Annotated in this window: 22 protein-coding genes; 12 read left to right on the top strand and 10 right to left on the bottom strand. The window is 71.1% G+C overall.

All coding sequences use genetic code 11. The annotated features are described in order from the left end of the window. The first annotated feature begins 53 nt into the window (after positions 1–53). Positions 54–914, top strand: a complete 861-nt coding sequence (locus ASF96_RS07355; RefSeq protein ID WP_055937446.1) for an SDR family oxidoreductase — start codon at positions 54–56, stop codon at positions 912–914. A gap of 72 nt (positions 915–986) precedes the next feature. On the opposite strand, the gene ASF96_RS07360 is transcribed toward ASF96_RS07355, so the two are convergent. Further along, positions 987–1,340 carry a DUF2834 domain-containing protein gene (locus ASF96_RS07360; RefSeq protein WP_055835647.1) on the bottom strand — a complete coding sequence of 118 codons (354 nt, stop codon included), beginning with the start codon at positions 1,338–1,340 and terminating at the stop codon, positions 987–989. A 52-nt stretch (positions 1,341–1,392) separates the two neighbouring features. Between ASF96_RS07360 and ASF96_RS07365 the strand changes: the two genes are divergently transcribed. From ASF96_RS07365 to ASF96_RS07375, 3 genes are all read left to right on the top strand, one after another. Then, positions 1,393–1,746 (top strand): TraR/DksA family transcriptional regulator, encoded by a 354-nt coding sequence (locus ASF96_RS07365; RefSeq protein WP_082509365.1) that lies wholly within the window; start codon positions 1,393–1,395, stop codon positions 1,744–1,746. A 9-nt stretch (positions 1,747–1,755) separates the two neighbouring features. Continuing rightward, positions 1,756–1,971 (top strand): SCO4848 family membrane protein, encoded by a 216-nt coding sequence (locus tag ASF96_RS07370; RefSeq protein ID WP_055835654.1) that lies wholly within the window; start codon positions 1,756–1,758, stop codon positions 1,969–1,971. 122 nt (positions 1,972–2,093) lie between these two features. Continuing rightward, on the top strand, positions 2,094–3,383 hold the full coding sequence (locus tag ASF96_RS07375; protein WP_082509367.1) for an MFS transporter: 1,290 nt from the start codon (positions 2,094–2,096) through the stop codon (positions 3,381–3,383). On the opposite strand, the gene ASF96_RS07380 is transcribed toward ASF96_RS07375, so the two are convergent. After that, the gene (locus ASF96_RS07380; RefSeq protein WP_055937449.1) at positions 3,313–4,044 is read right to left on the bottom strand and encodes a YidC/Oxa1 family membrane protein insertase; all 732 of its coding nucleotides are present in this window, start codon (positions 4,042–4,044) and stop codon (positions 3,313–3,315) included. The genes ASF96_RS07375 and ASF96_RS07380 overlap by 71 nt on opposite strands. 165 nt (positions 4,045–4,209) lie before the next feature. Beyond that, complete coding sequence (locus tag ASF96_RS07385) at positions 4,210–4,488, bottom strand: DUF6412 domain-containing protein (RefSeq protein ID WP_055937451.1); 279 nt, start codon at positions 4,486–4,488, stop codon at positions 4,210–4,212. 61 nt (positions 4,489–4,549) lie between these two features. Here ASF96_RS07385 and ASF96_RS07390 point away from each other — a divergent pair, with 61 nt between their 5' ends. Next, on the top strand, positions 4,550–5,062 hold the full coding sequence (locus ASF96_RS07390) for a glycine cleavage system protein R (protein WP_055835664.1): 513 nt from the start codon (positions 4,550–4,552) through the stop codon (positions 5,060–5,062). A gap of 57 nt (positions 5,063–5,119) precedes the next feature. Here ASF96_RS07390 and ASF96_RS07395 read toward each other — a convergent pair whose 3' ends face one another. Continuing rightward, positions 5,120–5,503, bottom strand: coding sequence for a DUF3054 domain-containing protein (locus tag ASF96_RS07395; RefSeq protein ID WP_055937453.1), 384 nt, complete (start codon positions 5,501–5,503; stop codon positions 5,120–5,122). A 182-nt stretch (positions 5,504–5,685) separates the two neighbouring features. Between ASF96_RS07395 and ASF96_RS07400 the strand changes: the two genes are divergently transcribed. Further along, complete coding sequence (locus ASF96_RS07400) at positions 5,686–6,150, top strand: VanZ family protein (protein WP_055835668.1); 465 nt, start codon at positions 5,686–5,688, stop codon at positions 6,148–6,150. Here ASF96_RS07400 and ASF96_RS07405 read toward each other — a convergent pair. Then, positions 6,123–7,220: a sensor histidine kinase gene (locus ASF96_RS07405; protein ID WP_055937454.1), complete on the bottom strand. Its 1,098-nt coding sequence runs from the start codon at positions 7,218–7,220 to the stop codon at positions 6,123–6,125. The genes ASF96_RS07400 and ASF96_RS07405 overlap by 28 nt on opposite strands. Further along, entirely contained in the window at positions 7,213–7,881 is a 669-nt protein-coding gene (locus tag ASF96_RS07410; protein WP_055835675.1) for a response regulator transcription factor, read from the bottom strand. The genes ASF96_RS07405 and ASF96_RS07410 overlap by 8 nt, the downstream gene beginning before the upstream one ends. Before the next feature lie 52 nt (positions 7,882–7,933). On the opposite strand from ASF96_RS07410, the gene ASF96_RS07415 reads away from it, so the two are divergent. Both ASF96_RS07415 and ASF96_RS07420 read left to right on the top strand, forming a co-directional pair. Next, on the top strand, positions 7,934–8,437 hold the full coding sequence (locus ASF96_RS07415) for a metallophosphoesterase family protein (protein ID WP_055937457.1): 504 nt from the start codon (positions 7,934–7,936) through the stop codon (positions 8,435–8,437). A gap of 68 nt (positions 8,438–8,505) precedes the next feature. Then, positions 8,506–9,114 carry a M15 family metallopeptidase gene (locus ASF96_RS07420; protein ID WP_055937460.1) on the top strand — a complete coding sequence of 203 codons (609 nt, stop codon included), beginning with the start codon at positions 8,506–8,508 and terminating at the stop codon, positions 9,112–9,114. 84 nt (positions 9,115–9,198) lie between these two features. Here the strand turns inward: ASF96_RS07420 and ASF96_RS07425 are convergent, their stop codons facing one another. Beyond that, the gene (locus ASF96_RS07425) at positions 9,199–10,314 is read right to left on the bottom strand and encodes a fatty acid desaturase family protein (RefSeq protein ID WP_082509371.1); all 1,116 of its coding nucleotides are present in this window, start codon (positions 10,312–10,314) and stop codon (positions 9,199–9,201) included. A gap of 246 nt (positions 10,315–10,560) precedes the next feature. After that, the gene (locus ASF96_RS07430) at positions 10,561–10,764 is read right to left on the bottom strand and encodes a cold-shock protein (RefSeq protein ID WP_055835690.1); all 204 of its coding nucleotides are present in this window, start codon (positions 10,762–10,764) and stop codon (positions 10,561–10,563) included. 529 nt (positions 10,765–11,293) lie between these two features. On the opposite strand from ASF96_RS07430, the gene ASF96_RS07435 reads away from it, so the two are divergent. Both ASF96_RS07435 and ASF96_RS07440 read left to right on the top strand, forming a co-directional pair. Beyond that, positions 11,294–11,650, top strand: a complete 357-nt coding sequence (locus ASF96_RS07435; RefSeq protein WP_055937464.1) for a hypothetical protein — start codon at positions 11,294–11,296, stop codon at positions 11,648–11,650. A 51-nt stretch (positions 11,651–11,701) separates the two neighbouring features. Beyond that, positions 11,702–12,193, top strand: coding sequence for a pyridoxamine 5'-phosphate oxidase family protein (locus tag ASF96_RS07440; protein WP_055835696.1), 492 nt, complete (start codon positions 11,702–11,704; stop codon positions 12,191–12,193). A 39-nt stretch (positions 12,194–12,232) separates the two neighbouring features. On the opposite strand, the gene ASF96_RS17520 is transcribed toward ASF96_RS07440, so the two are convergent. After that, on the bottom strand, positions 12,233–12,367 hold the full coding sequence (locus ASF96_RS17520; protein ID WP_268768481.1) for a hypothetical protein: 135 nt from the start codon (positions 12,365–12,367) through the stop codon (positions 12,233–12,235). A 113-nt stretch (positions 12,368–12,480) separates the two neighbouring features. Here ASF96_RS17520 and ASF96_RS16475 point away from each other — a divergent pair, with 113 nt between their 5' ends. After that, on the top strand, positions 12,481–12,636 hold the full coding sequence (locus ASF96_RS16475) for a DUF2256 domain-containing protein (RefSeq protein ID WP_082509373.1): 156 nt from the start codon (positions 12,481–12,483) through the stop codon (positions 12,634–12,636). After that, positions 12,633–14,090 carry a cryptochrome/photolyase family protein gene (locus tag ASF96_RS07445; protein ID WP_055937467.1) on the top strand — a complete coding sequence of 486 codons (1,458 nt, stop codon included), beginning with the start codon at positions 12,633–12,635 and terminating at the stop codon, positions 14,088–14,090. Before ASF96_RS16475 ends, ASF96_RS07445 begins: the two co-directional genes overlap by 4 nt. 151 nt (positions 14,091–14,241) lie before the next feature. Here the strand turns inward: ASF96_RS07445 and ASF96_RS07450 are convergent, their stop codons facing one another. Continuing rightward, a complete protein-coding gene (locus tag ASF96_RS07450) occupies positions 14,242–14,457 on the bottom strand; it encodes a DUF2945 domain-containing protein (protein WP_055937469.1) in 216 nt (71 codons plus the stop codon). Positions 14,458–14,472 lie beyond the last annotated feature (15 nt).

The following is a 14,472-nucleotide window of genomic DNA, read 5'->3' on the forward strand; positions in this document are numbered from 1 at the left end:
ATGCACGGAGCAGATCGGCGTTGGCTTCGTCGTACCGATCGAAAGGACACCCCATGACCCTCCTCGTCACCGCCGCCTCCGGACACCTCGGCCGTCTCGTCATCGACGCCCTGCTCGAACGCGGGGTTTCGGCATCCGACATCGTCGCGGGCGTGCGCACCCCCGCCAAGGCCGACGACCTGGCCGCGCGCGGCGTGGGCGTCGTCGAGCTCGACTACTCCCGCCCGGAGACGCTCGCCCCGGCCTTCGCGTCGGTGACCCGCGTGCTGCTCATCTCGGGAACCGACGCGGATCGCGTCGCGGGGCACCGCAACGTCATCGACGCCGCGCGCGCGGCCGGCGTCGAGCGCCTCGTCTACACCAGCGCCCCGCGCGTCGACGAGGTCGACTACGCCCTCGGCGCCGACCACAAGGCGACCGAGGCCGCGATCGCCGCGTCGGGGTTGGAGGCCACGATCCTCCGCCACAACTGGTACACCGAGAACTACCTCGACGCCGTCGCCCGGGCGACCGAGACGGGCGAGATCGTCGCCGCCGTCGGCGAGGCCCTCGTGGCCAGCGCCAGCCGGCGCGACTACGCCGAGGCCGATGCCGTGGCGCTCATCGGCGACGAGTTCCGCGGTCAGACGCTCGAGCTCGGCGGCGACGTCGCCTGGGACTACGACGAGCTGGCGCGGGCGGCATCCGAGGTCGTGGGTCGCCCCGTGACCTACACGTCGGTGTCGGTGGAGCAGCTCACCGCGGGGCTGCAGGCGGCGGGACTGGATGCCGGTACGGCGGCGTTCGTCGCCGGTATCGACGACGCGATCGCCCGGGGCGCGCTGTCGCGCACCGACGGCACGCTCGCGCGCATCATCGGTCGCCCCACGACTCCGCTGGTCGAGGGCCTGCGCGCCGGTCTCGCCGCGCGCTGAGCGCGGTGACCACCGCGTGAGGAGCCGGAATTCGTCGCTTCGCGCCCCCTCGAAGCGACGATTCTCGGCTCCTCACGCCGTTCTGCGGTCGGGGTGCGCCGTGAGGTGACGCTGGCGCATCGCCAGGAAGAGCGGAAACGTGAACGCGAACGCCGTCACCCCCGACAGCACGACATACAGCCAGCCGAAGCGCATTCCGATACGACGCGCCTCGACGATGACGAAGATGCTCCCCGCCACGGCGACGACCAGCAGGTCGACGGTGATCGACGACACGGCCGGTCCGCTCGAGACGAGGTCGCCGACGAAGTCGCGCATCTGCACGATCGCGAAGACGTTGAAGGTCCACGTGCCCACGAGGCCGGCGACGGCCAACGCGAGGAAGACGACGGCGGTCGGGGTCCAGTGACGGCGGAGCTCTCTCATGACCCGATCTTCGCGCACCCCGAGTGTCGGAGGTGGGGGCTAGCGTCGGGGGATGGATGCCGAACGAGCCGCCCGCATGCTCGACGAGCGCCAGCGCGAGGTCGACCACCGACTGTCGCGCCTGCGCGAAGACGAAGCGAGCCTGCGTCACGACCGCGCCGACGCCACGGCCGACGACGAGCATGACCCCGAGGGCTCGACCCTCTCGGGTGAGTGGGCGCAAGTCGACGCGCTGCGGCGCGGCGCCGAGGCCGAGCGCGACGAGATCCTCGCGGCGCGGGAACGCGTGGCCGCCGCCACGTTCGGCGTCTGCGAGAACTGCGGCCGCCCGATCGCCGAGGCCCGGCTCGAGGCCCGCCCCTTCGCCCGCCGCTGCATCGACTGCGCGAGCGGGCGACGCCCGTAGGCTCGACGCATGGAACCCGTGCTCATCACGCTGCTGTTCGCCAATGCCGTCTTCAACGCGGTCGTCTGGCCGCGCTTCTACGTGCGCGTGGCGAAAGACCCCCGTGCCAAGAACGCCGCGGGCAAGGCCACGCCGTTCCTCATCGTGCACACCGTGCTGATCGCCCTGGCATTGACCCTCGCGCTCGCCTCGCTGATCGCCGGCATCGCCGCCCTCGTCGGCTGATCGGGGCGGTCCTGCGCGCCCCACGGTAGAATCGGGTCGCGGGTTCGCCCGCCGCACATTGTGCAACTACCTACCTCACCGGCAAGGCGGCACGTTCCATCGCCCCCACCGGAGAACGCTCCATGACCACGCCCGTCGCCGCCCATCGCCCGCTGATCCACCACACCGGGTTCTGGTACTTCCCCGTCGCGTTCGTCGCACGACTGCCGTTCGCGATGATGACGGTGGGAGTTCTGGCGCTGGTTGTCGCGATGCGCGGCTCCGTCGCTCTCGGTGGTCTCACCTCGGCGGCCGTGGGCCTGGGCGTGGTGATCGCCGGTCCCGTGCTCGGCGACCTCGCCGACCGCTTCGGGCAGCGGCGCGTGCTCGTGCCGGTCGGTGTGGCCAACGGCATCCTGCTCGCGATCTTCCCCCTGGTCGTGGCGCACGCCGGCGCTGACGCGGTGCTGCTGTCGGCGGCCGCCGCCATCGGCCTGACCGGACCGCAGACGGCGGCGATGTCGCGCAGTCGTGTGATGGCCCTCATCGGCGACCGGGTGGACCCCGCGCGCCGCGAACGCACCTTCTCGCGGGCCATGGCCTACGAGTCCGCCGCCGATGAGACGGCCTTCGTCATCGGACCGTTCGTCGTCGGCGTGCTCGCCGCCCTCATCGCCCCGTGGGCGCCCATCGCCGGTGCCGCGGTGCTGAGTTTCGTCTTCGTCACCGCCTTCGCGCTGCACCCGACCGGGCGGGCCGTGCCCGAACGCTCGGCGCGGGCGGCGATGGCCCCCTTCTGCGAGCTGATGCATCCGCGCATGCTCGTGCTGGTGGCCGCGGTCTTCGGCGTCGGGCTGTTCTTCGGTTCGACGCTCACCTCGCTCACCGCGTTCATGGAGGCGCAGGGGGCGCCCGAGGCGGGGGCACTGCTGTACGGCGTGATGGGTGTGGGGTCGGCCGTGCTCGCGCTGGCCGTCGCCGCGCTCCCCGTGCGGTTCTCACTCCGGTGGCGCCTGGTCGCGTTCTCGATCATCCTCACGGCCTCGGCCGGGGCGTACACGGTCGGCGGCTCGGTCACGACCGTGACCACCGTGCTGTGCCTGATGGGGATCGGCGTCGGCCCCTCGCTCGTGACGCTCTTCAGCCTCGCCGGAAACCGCGCACCACGCGGGCGCACGGCGTCGACCATGACGATCCTCGCCTCGGCCCTCACCCTCGCGCAGGCGCTGTCGTCGGCAGTGACGGGCGCCGTCGCCGAGAGCGTCTCGGTGCAGACCGCGATGCTGTTCCCCGCGGTCGCGGCCCTGCTGGTGCTGGCGATGGCCGCGCTGAACGCCTCCGCCGCCCCGCGATGGGACGCCGTCATGACGACAGCGGGTACCGGCGCCGCAGCAGCACACGCTGCACCAGGGTCCACACCGTCGTCACGGTGAGATAGAGCCCCGCCGCGAGCGGCACGAACAGGGCGACGACGGCGGTGGTGAACTGCAGCGCGCCCACCATGCCCGTCGTCCACGCGGGGGCCGAGGGGTCGACGGGAGACCGCAGGAGCCGCCGCGTGAGCTCGGCCACGCCCGCGATCACCACGACGAGCGCTCCGATCAGGGCGAGGGTCGCGGCATCCACCGTTCCCGAGCCGAGCGCGCCGATCAGGCTGCGTCCGAGCGGCACGCCCAGCAGATCGTGCGAGAGCAGGGCGTTGGACTGACCGCCGACGTTCGGATGCAGGAACACGGCGTAGAGCAGTCCCACGATCGGAGCCTGCGCGAGCATCGGCAGGCATCCCGCCGCGGGAGAGGTTCCCTCGTCGCGGTACAGCTGCAGGGTCTCGCGCTGCAGGCGCTCGGGATTCTTCCCCCAGCGTTCGCGCAGCGTCCTCAGGCGCGGAGCGAGACGCGCGCGGGTCTGCTCGGCCCGAGCCTGCGAGACGCCGACGGGAATGAGCAGGAGGCGCACGGCGAGGGTGACGACGACGACCGCGAGAGCGGCCGCGGCGGTGCCGGCGACGGGATCGAGGGCGGCGGTGAGGGCGAGCATCGCTCGCGTGGTGAGGTCGAGGAGCAGGGCGAGGGGGGGAAGGGCGAAGAGGTCCACGGGTGTCCGTTCGGTGCGGCGATCACGGGTCGATCGGTCGCGGGGCGCGGGCGCGACGGCACGCATCCGGGGACGGGCGTGCGGCGCGCGTGAGCGCGGGCGACCGGCATCGCGGGTCCCGGGATGCCGAGGACACCGTCGCGAGAGACGGCTCGGGGCGCGGGACTACGCGGTGCGGACCGCGTGCCCCGGCGCGCGGGGACGAGGATGCCCGGCCGCGTCGGGGTCGCTCTGCGCGACGGGCGCCGACGGATCAATCGGCCGCGACGACGGCGGTGAGACAGACGCCAGCAGTGCGGGGAGGACCACGAGCACCACGACCGCGGTGACCACGACCGCCGCGGCGAGCACGATCGCCAGGAGCGGTGCGCCGTCGCCCGGGGTGAGGGCGAGCTCGGCGGAGGCGAACAGCACGGTGAGCATGCTGATCAGCGATGCGAACACGTGGCCACCCCCTCTGCGGTCGGGCTCCACGCTAGCAGGGCCCGCTCGCTACGCTGGGGCGATGACCACCCTCGTGCTCACCGTCGTCGGCGACGATCGCGCCGGACTCGTCTCGGCGGTCGCCGACATCGTCGACGCCCACGGCGGCAACTGGGAGAACAGCGAACTGGCCGAACTGGCCGGGGCGTTCGCCGGGATCGTCGAGGTGTCGGTGGCGCCCGACCGCGCCGATGGCCTGCGCGCCGCCCTCGAGGGCCTGGCCGGAACCCTCACCGTCACCGTGCATGCCCGCACGCCCGCGCCGGCGGCATCCGTTCCCCGCACCGTCACTCTCGACGTGGTCGGCAACGACCGGCCGGGGATCGTGCGCGAGATCTCGACCGCGCTGAGTGCGCGGGGCGCCAGCATCGAACGCATGTCGACGCAGACGACGGATGCCGCGATGGCCGGCGGTCGCCTGTTCGAGGCCGTGATCACCGCCACGCTCGGCCCCGACGTCGTCGTCGACGACCTGGTGGCCGACCTCGAGCACCTCGCGGCGGAGATCCAAGTCGACGTCTCACTGTTGGAGTAGTCCGAACGCGGAGGCGGCGGGGACTCCTCCCCGCGGCCGGGAGCGTCGGGCTGTCGCTCAGCGTCGGCGTGACCGCACGACCAGCCGCGCGATGCCGCGCCACCCGACGAGCAGGAGCGCCAGGGTGATCGCGGCGACGATGACGAACGCCACCGCGACGCCCTGACCGCTCACCGCGCGCAGCACCATGCCGAGCGCGACCGTGATGGCCCACAGCGGCAGGCCCGCGCGCACGACCGCCAGCGGGTGACGCCAGGCGCGCGTGACGAGCCAGCCGATGGCCAATGCGGCGAGGAACGGCCAGGCGGTGATCGCGAGCTGCGAGCCGAACGGTCCGAACACGTCGCCGTCGTGCGTGGAGCGACCGATGCCGGCGAAGACGACCACGAGCACGGCGTCGAGGACGAACGGCAGGACGGGGGAGCGGCGAGGAGTCGGCACCCCACCATTGTCCTCGCCCCGCAGGGCGACCGCGCGCACGCACCCGCGCGCACGCACCCGCGCGCACGGGCTCGCGCGGGTGAGTACGCGCGCGCGGGATATCGCGGATGTATCGCCGGGCGCAGACGTTCCGGCAACGCCGCGGGCGATGGACTGAGGTTCCCGTTCTGCTGGAGGTTTCCGTGTCCGATCGCTCAGCCCCCTCTCCGACCACCGCGCGCATCCTGCTCGCCACCGCCGTGCTCACCGTCGTGGCGGGGCTGACGCTCGCTCCGCGGGCCGTCGCCTGGCCCGCGCGCACGCTCGTCCTCGATGCGCTCGACCACCTCCCGCCGCGGTGGAACGACCTGCTGCTCGGCGGCAACGCCGACACCGCGCTCAACATCGCGTTCTTCGTGCCGCTCGGCGCCGCGCTCGCGCTCCTGCTGCCACTGCGGTGGTCTCCGGCATCCGTCCTCGTGGCGGCGGCGGTGTCGCTCACGGTGGAAGTCGCGCAGACGGTGCTGCCCGGTCGCGTGTCGGATCCGGGCGACGTGGTGGCGAACGCCGCCGGCGCCCTGGTCGGCACGGTCGTCGTGGTCTTCGCGCGGGTGATGTTCCGCGGGGATCGCGGGTCGGCTCAGCGGGGCAGCCGCAGACGGGCGTGAAGCCCGCCGTCCGCCCTCGGCCACAGCTCGAGCCGGCCCCGGTGCGCCCGGGCGACCGAGGCGACGATGGCGAGTCCGAGACCCGTTCCGTCGGACCGGCCTCGGGTGCGGCCCGCTCCCCGCACGAAGGGCTCGGCGAGCGTGGCGACGAGTTCGCGCGGGAGCGGGGCCCCCGAGTTCGCGACGTCGACGATGACGTCGGTCTCGTCGCCGCCCACCGCGACCCGCACCCAACCGCCGGCGACGTTGTGCACGACGGCGTTGCGGACGAGATTCCCCACCGCCTGGCGGACCAGGGTCGCATCGACGCGCGCCACGACGCCCGTCGCGGCAGGGACGGCCAGATCGATGCCGGCGGCGGCGGCCCCGTCGCGTTCGTCGTCGACCGCCGCGGTGACCAGGGCTCCGACATCGGTCGTGAGCCGCGGCCGTTCACCGGCTCGTCCGGCGCCCGCGAGGTCGACCCGCGCGAGATCGAGGAGCGCCTCGGTGAGGTCGATGGCCCGTTCGTTGGTGACCTCGAGGCGGTGCAGGAGTGTCGACAGGTCGACGCCCGCGGGATCGGCGCGCGCCACTTCGAGCAGCGTGCGCATCGTGGCGTGGGGGGTGCGCAGCTCGTGCGACGCGTTGGCCGCGAAGCGCTTCTCTTCGTCGAGGGTCTCGCCCACGCGGGTGAGCATCGCATCGAAGGTGTCGGCGAGATCGGTGAGCTCGTCGCGGCGCCCGGGCAGCGCCGCGCGGTGTTGCAGGTCGCCGTCGCGCACGGCACGGGCAGCGTCGGTGATGCGCGTCAGCGGGCGCAGCATGAGTCCGGCCACGAACCATCCGCCGCCGAGGCCGAGGGCCGCGAGGCCGATCACCGTGTACCAGGCGTATCGCACGAACGCCTCGACCAGATCGCGCCGGCCGGGGGTGAAGGCCCCGCTCTCGGACGAGAGGTTGCCCTCGGGCAGGAACCGCAGCACGAGGAAGCCCAGCACGAACACCGCCACGCCCACCACCACGACGAAGGCCGCGTAGCTGAGAGTGAGCTTGAGCCGGACCGAGAGTCCCGCCGGGCGCTCACTCATCGGCGGACCCGACGCGGTAGCCCACCCCGGCGACCGTCTGGATCAGCCACGGCTCGCCGAGCCGTTTGCGCAACGTCGAGATCGTGATGCGGACGGCGTTGGTAAAGGGATCGGCGTTCTCGTCCCACGCGCGTTCGAGCAGCGTCTCGGCGCTCACGACCCCGCCGGCCGCGGCCAGCAGCACCTCGAGCACCGCGAACTGCTTGCGGGTGAGCGACACATAGCGTCCGTCGCGGTAGACCTCGCGCCGGAAGGGGTCAAGGCGGATGCCGTCGCGCTCGAGCACCGGGGGAGTCCCGGCCGCGGGGCGCCGGGCGAGGGCGCGCAGGCGCAGCACGAGCTCCTTGAGCACGAAGGGCTTGGTGAGGTAGTCGTCGGCGCCGCTCTCGAACCCGCGGGCCTTGTCGTCGAGTCGGTCGGCGGCGGTGAGCATGAGCACGCGCGGGGCCGCCGGCCGAGCCGAGAGCTCGCGCGCGATCTCGTCGCCGTTGGGGCCGGGGATGTCGCGGTCCAGCACGACGACGTCGTAGGCGGTGTACCCGAGCAGTTCCAGAGCGGTGTCGCCGTCGCCGGCGATGTCGGCCGCGATCGCCTCGAGCCGCAGACCATCGCGGATCGCTTCGGCGAGGTAGGGCTCGTCCTCGACGATCAGCACACGCATACCGCGATCGTAGGCCGACCGGTGTATTGCGGGCGTATGTAGCGTGGGGGGCATGGCGACGCGACTCCTCCTGCTGGCCGACACCCACGTGCCGAAGCGGGCGCGCGTGCTTCCGGATGCCGTGCGGCGGGCGGCATCCGGAGTCGACCTCATCGTGCACGCGGGCGACTGGGTCGAGGCGGCGGTCCTCGACGAGCTGAGCGCCCTCGGACCGGTCCTCGGCGTGTGGGGCAACAACGACGGCGACGACCTGCGGGCGCGTCTGCCCGAGGTCGCCCGCGCCGACGTCGACGGCGTGCGCGTCGCCGTGGTGCACGAGACGGGCGCTGCGGCGGGGCGCGAGCGGCGAATGGACGCGGCGTTCCCCGACACCGATCTGCTGGTGTTCGGGCACAGCCACATCCCCTGGGACACCGTGACTCCGCGAGGCCTGAGACTGCTCAACCCCGGGTCGCCCACCGACCGGCGGCGTCAGCCGGCGTGCACGGTGATGACGCTGACCCTCGCCGACGCCGGGGTGCACGACGTCGAACTGCACGAGGTGTCGCGCGACTGAACGCGGTATCGGCGTCGTATGCGGCGTCGCATACGACCCTGCAACGCGGCGGGCGCTCGACTGGGTCCATGGCACCCCCGACCTCTGCTCCCTCTTCTTCTCGACACCGACGCCGTCTGGCGCTGCTCACCATCGGCGGCGGCCTCGTCGTCGTCCTCACGGCGGCGATCACCCTGGCCGCCTCGACGACGGCCACCTCGTTCACCTCGGGCGTGCTCGCGGCGACGGGATCCGCCCCCACGATCGACGACGGCGTCGTCGACGCGGCACTCCCGCTGAGCGTCGACGAAGACGAACATCCCGCGATGGTGCGCCTCGACGACGGTCTGCGTGAGGCCCTGCGCGCGGCGCAGGTCGCCGCCCTCGACGACGGCGTCACCTTCGACATCACGAGCGGGTGGCGCAGCGCCGATTATCAACGGTGGCTGTTGGCCGACGCGATCGCCACCTCCGGCAGTGAAGAGACGGCGCGCGAGCTCGTGGCCACGCCCGAGCGGTCGAGTCATGTGACGGGGCGGGCGGTGGACATCGGCTCGCTCGACGCGCAGCTGTGGCTCATCGAGCACGGTCGCGCGTGGGGGCTCTGCCAGACGTATGCGAACGAGCGATGGCATTTCGAGCGCGCGACCCGCGACGGGGAGGACTGCCCCGAGCCGCGCACCGACGCCCGCGGGTGACAGCCCGCGGGTGAGAGCCCGCGGGTGATACAGCGACGGCGCCGTCCCCCGGAGGGGGCGGCGCCGTCGTGGTGCTGCGTGCTGCTACTTGACCGCGAGGTGACGCGACGAGCCGGTCAGCGGGCAGTCGAACGGGTCGCGGGCCGCGAGTCCGACCTCGTTGAGGTAGCGGATGACGATTCCGTAGGACTGCAGCAGGGTCGTCTCGACGTAGGGCACGCCGAGGGTCTGGCAGTGCTCGCGCACGATGGCGCGGGCGCGGCTGAGCTGCGGGCGGGCCATGTTCGGGAACAGGTGGTGCTCGATCTGGTAGTTCAGGCCGCCCATGAGCCAGGTGGCCCACCAGCCGCCGGAGATGTTGCGCGAGGTGCGCACCTGCTTGCTGAAGAAGTCCAGCTTCGCTCCGGGTTCGATGACGGCCATGCCCTTGTGGTTGGGTGCGAAGGACGCTCCCATGTACACGCCGAAGACGGCGAGCTGCACACCCAGGAAGGCGAACGCCATGCCGAGGGGCAGGAACACGAAGATGGGCGTCAGCACCAGCGCGTGGCGCACGGCCAGCAGAGCCAACTCGCGCCAGCGGCCCTTGACCTCTTGACGCGAGAACAGGTGGCGGAAGGCGAGGGCGTGCAGGTTCAGGCCCTCGAGCGTGAGCAGGGGGAAGAACAGCCATCCCTGTCGCCGGGTGATCCAGCGCTGGATGCCGCGGGCCTTGGCGGCGTCTTCGTCGAGGAACGAGATCGTGTCGATCTCGATGTCGGGGTCTTTGCCGACGCGGTTCGGGTTGGCGTGGTGCCGCGTGTGCTTGGACGCCCACCACGACTGGCTCATGCCGACGATGCCGTTGCCGATCCACAGTGCCAACCGGTCGTTCGCGGGACCGGATGCCAGGATCTGGCGGTGGTTCGCCTCGTGGGCGAGGAACGCGACCTGGGTGAACAGGATGCCGAGTGCCGCGGCGATCAGAAGCTGGAACCAGCTGTCACCCAGAAGAATGGAACCGGTGATGGTGGCGGCGAACCCGAGGGTGATCGCAATGCCCACCACGAGGTAGAACCGGGGGGTGCGGGCCAGGAGGCCGCTCTCGCGGACGACCGACGACAACTCTGTGTAGGCCTTCGCGATCGGGGGGAATTCGGTGGTCCCGGAGTACGTCTGACGAACGGGGCCGAGGCGGGACTCGACGATGGTGGAGGCGATGGACTGCTCCTCTAATCGGGTTGACCGTGGTCGGGAGTCGAGGTGGATACCCCGGTCTGAGGATCACACTACGGGGGACCGTATGGGGCGTTCGGAATACATCCACATGTGCAGGAGGCTCACGGGAAAGGCGAAGAGACGCAGAGGACGCCGGCGCGGGCGCGAAGGTCGCCGACGCCCCCCGGGAACGACGAAAGCCGGGTCCGTCGCGAGGCGACGGGTCCCGGCTTCCGAGGTAAGCGGAGCTTAGAGGGGCTGGATGTTCGCAGCCTGCATGCCCTTGGGGCCCTGCTCGGCGTCGAATTCGACCTTCTGCGCTTCCTGCAGCTCCTTGAAGCCGTTGCCCTGGATCGCGCTGAAGTGCGCGAACAGGTCGGCGGAGCCGTCATCGGGAGCGATGAAGCCGTAGCCCTTTTCGGAGTTGAACCATTTCACGGTGCCAGTGGCCATCGTGTTCTTCCTTTATTCATGTTGGGCCGCAGTCGCGGCCGTGGGCGCCGCTCCGGCGCGTGCGGAGCGGACGGGTTACGCCGAGTCACCGTACTGGTGGCTCGTACGCGATGCCCGTTGACGGCGGCCTGAGCCGCGTCGACGGACGTGTGGACACCGAGATTCTCGCCGAGCGGACCCTGGGCTTCGAAGCCCGAGGTGCCCGCGCCGACGAAACCGGCGTAGTCGGATCCGGCCATCGCGACGAAGACGTCGAGATCGGCCTGGCGCCACGATAGTGGCGAAAGGTGAAGCAAGGACACAGAAACTTTCCGCGAGTGCGAGGCGAGGACCGAAGCCGTCGAGCGAGGCACGCGATGGTAGGGGGAGGGAATGCTGTCACTCACGGCTCGGCGCTGTGCGCCCGGCATCTCTGCGATGAGGCGGTCGTCCATGAAGCAAGTCCCAGAATTAATGCCTCCACGTTATCACGGATACCGGTTCTGTGCCCAAGAGGATGCTGACGGCGTCGAACGTGTGCACTGGAGTCATGGCATCCGGCGATCCTTCCCCCTCCGACGATGAACGGTGGCTCGTGATCGACGGCCGTCGCTGGCGGCGTACCGACCCCGCCCTGCCCGACGACCTCGCCGCACGTCTGCGTTCGCATCTAGGCCGGGCGCGCTCCGCCGTGCGCACCGGAAAGCGCGCGGGCGACGACGCCGCGGTCGCTGCGGCGCGCCGTCGGGTGGGCCTGGCGAAGACGGGCCTCGGAGAGCGCGGCCCGCGCTGGTGGGACGAGGAGGTCGACGCGCGCATCGGTCGCGCGGCCGACGCCGTCGAGGAGCTCGACGGGCTCGCACCGCCCGCCTCGGGAGCAGATGCCGGCGGCGAGGTCAATCCGTAGCGTGCCGCTCGCCGTCGGGGTCTGCTGAGAGTTCCGATGAAAGGAACCGTCATGTCCTCCACCCCGTCCGAGCTCGAGAAGCTCAACGATCTGCTCAAGAAGTTCCGTTTCGCGATGGTCACCACGCGGGCCGAGGGCGGCGACCTGCATGCCCACCCGCTCACGGTGCAGGAGACCGAGTCCGACGGTGACCTGTGGTTCATCGTGGGGACGCACGCGTCGGCCGTCGAGCACGTGCGGCGCGACCCGAAGGTGGGCCTGTCGTTCAGCTCCGACGGTCTCTGGCTCTCGCTCGCCGGTGAGGGCGAGGTGGTGGACGACCTGGCCAAGCTCAAGGAGCTGTGGTCGACCAGCGTCGAGGCGTGGTTCCCGGAGGGGCCCGAGTCGCCCGGTGTGACGCTGCTGAAGGTGTCGGCGTTGACCGGCGAGTACTGGGGGAGTGCGGGCGGTCGCATCGCCACGGCGGTGGCCCTGGTGACGTCGAAGGTCACCGGCGAACGTCCTCGCGGCGGCGAGAACGAGACGTTCGACCTGACCGACTGAGAGCACCCCCACAGCGGCTCGCCGGGCGAGGGCGCCGGCTCAGCCGCCCCAGGGGTTGTCGACCGGCACGTCGTCGCCGTCGGTGGTGTCGGGGATCTCGGGGGCGTCCGCCGTCTCGAGTTCGTCGGGCTGATCGGCGGTGTCGTCGTGGCCGTGGTCGGGTGTCGAGTTCATGCCGACACCCGACCACGGCCCGTGCTCATCGCGCGCGGGGATTGCGCGGACCGTACCCGTGTGCGAGGCGCAAGCCCCCGGGGCGAACGGTCGGGTCTTGCGACGATGACGTCATGTCACGACCCGAGGTGCGCTCCAAGCCCTGCGCGTTCTGCGGCCGGCCCTTCACCGACCGCAAGCGCTGGAGCGGACGCGATCAGTGGGATCAGGTGCTCTACTGCTCGCGTGGATGCCGAGCCAAGGCCGCAGCCGCTCGGAGGAGCGCGTGAGTGCGTCGACGAAGATCACCGCGGCGCTCATCCTGGCGACGCAGCAGTTCGAGGAGCACCCCGCCTACGCCGACGCCGACGTCGACGAGTTCTTCTTCATCGAATCCGCGCCGAGGTTCCGGAAGCTCCCTTACCACCGGCACAAGATCGTGCTGCTCGTGTCGGCGATGCGGCACACCGCCGCACGGCTCGAGTCCGAGGGGCGCACCGTGCGTCGGATCACCCTGCGCGACGATCTCGGGTTCGCGGCCGGCCTGACGCGGTTGCTCGACGATCACGGCGTCGGGACGCTGCGGTGGATGAGCGACCCGAACCGCCCGGTCGACGATCGCATCGCGCGTCTGTGCGAGAAGCGGGGAGTCGACACCGACATCCTCTCGGACGGGCTGTTCCTCACCCCCGAAGACGAGGTCGACCGGTGGTTCGCCGAGCACCCGACGCCGCTCATGGAGGACTTCTACCACTGGCAGCGTCGGCGCACCGGCATCCTGATGGACGGGGGGAAGCCCGCGGGGCGTCGCTGGAACTTCGACGCCGACAACCGCAAGCCGCTGCCCAAGAAGGGGGTCGAGATCCCGGCACTGCCGCAGCTCGAGCATGATGACATCACGAGGGAGGTCATCGCCGAGGTCGACGAGCTCTTCCCCGACCAGCCCGGCGCGGCGGGGGAGTTCTGGCTGCCGGTCACGCCGGAGCAGTCGAGGCAGTGGCTCGACGTGTTCGTCGCCGAGCGCCTGAACGACTTCGGCCGGTACGAGGACGCCATGAAGGCCGACGAGCCCTTCCTCTTCCACGCGATCATCTCGCCGATGCTGAACATCGGCCTGCTCACCGTCGAGGAGGTGGTCGCCGCGGCGACGCGGACCGATGCCCCGTTGGCATCCGTCGAGGGGTTCATCCGCCAGGTGATCGGATGGCGCGAGTACATGCGCGGCATGTACCGGGCGCACCCGAAGCTGGAGTACGTCAACGCGCTGCACCTCGAGCAGCGCATCGAGAAGTACTGGTATACCGCGCAACGGATGCCGGGCACCCTGCCGATCCCCGTGCGCACGGTGCTCGAACGCGTGCACCGGTGGGGCTACGCGCACCACATCGAGCGGCTGATGGTGCTCGGCAACTGGTTCCTGCTGCAGGGCTACGCCCCGCGACAGGTGAACGACTGGTTCCTGGCCCTGTTCGTCGACGCGTACGACTGGGTCATGGTGCCCAACGTCATGGGGATGAGCCAGTTCGCCGACGGCGGTTTCGTCGCGACCAAGCCGTACGTGTCGGGCGGGGCGTACCTGCAGAAGATGGGCTCGTGGTGGCCGTCGGCGGCGGATGCCAAGGACTCCGTGTTCACCGAGGCGTACTGGGCGTTCCTCGAACGCCACGAGGACGTGCTGGCGGGCAACCACCGGTTGAGCCTCGCACTGGCCCAGATGCGAAAGCGGCGCGACGCGAAAGAGTAGGCGGTCCCTCGGGCGCCGCGCTTTCGTCGGCGGTCGGCGAAGCCGTCGGCGCCGCGCGCCGAACTCCTGAGTTCTCGCGCGTCCGCGCCGCGTCGGGGCGATCTCCGCGCCCGGCCGCCGAGAACTCAGGAGTTCGGCACCGCGTGCCCGGTCAGCCCTTGAGCTTGTTCAGTGCCGAACCCTTGTGCGCGGCCTTCGCGCCCGACTTCTCGGACTTCACGAGGTAGGCCGGGTCGTCATCCGATGCCGTGAACTTCTGGCCGTCGTGCTCGAAATCCTTCGTCTTCTTCTCGACGACCTCACCCTGCGTGCGCCCCTGCGGGGTGTTCCAGCTGACCCGGTCGCCCTTCGACAGATCCTTCGACATGGTGCGTCCTTCCGT

It is taken from the genome of Microbacterium sp. Leaf179 (assembly GCF_001423785.1).
Classification (GTDB): Bacteria; Actinomycetota; Actinomycetes; order Actinomycetales; family Microbacteriaceae; genus Microbacterium.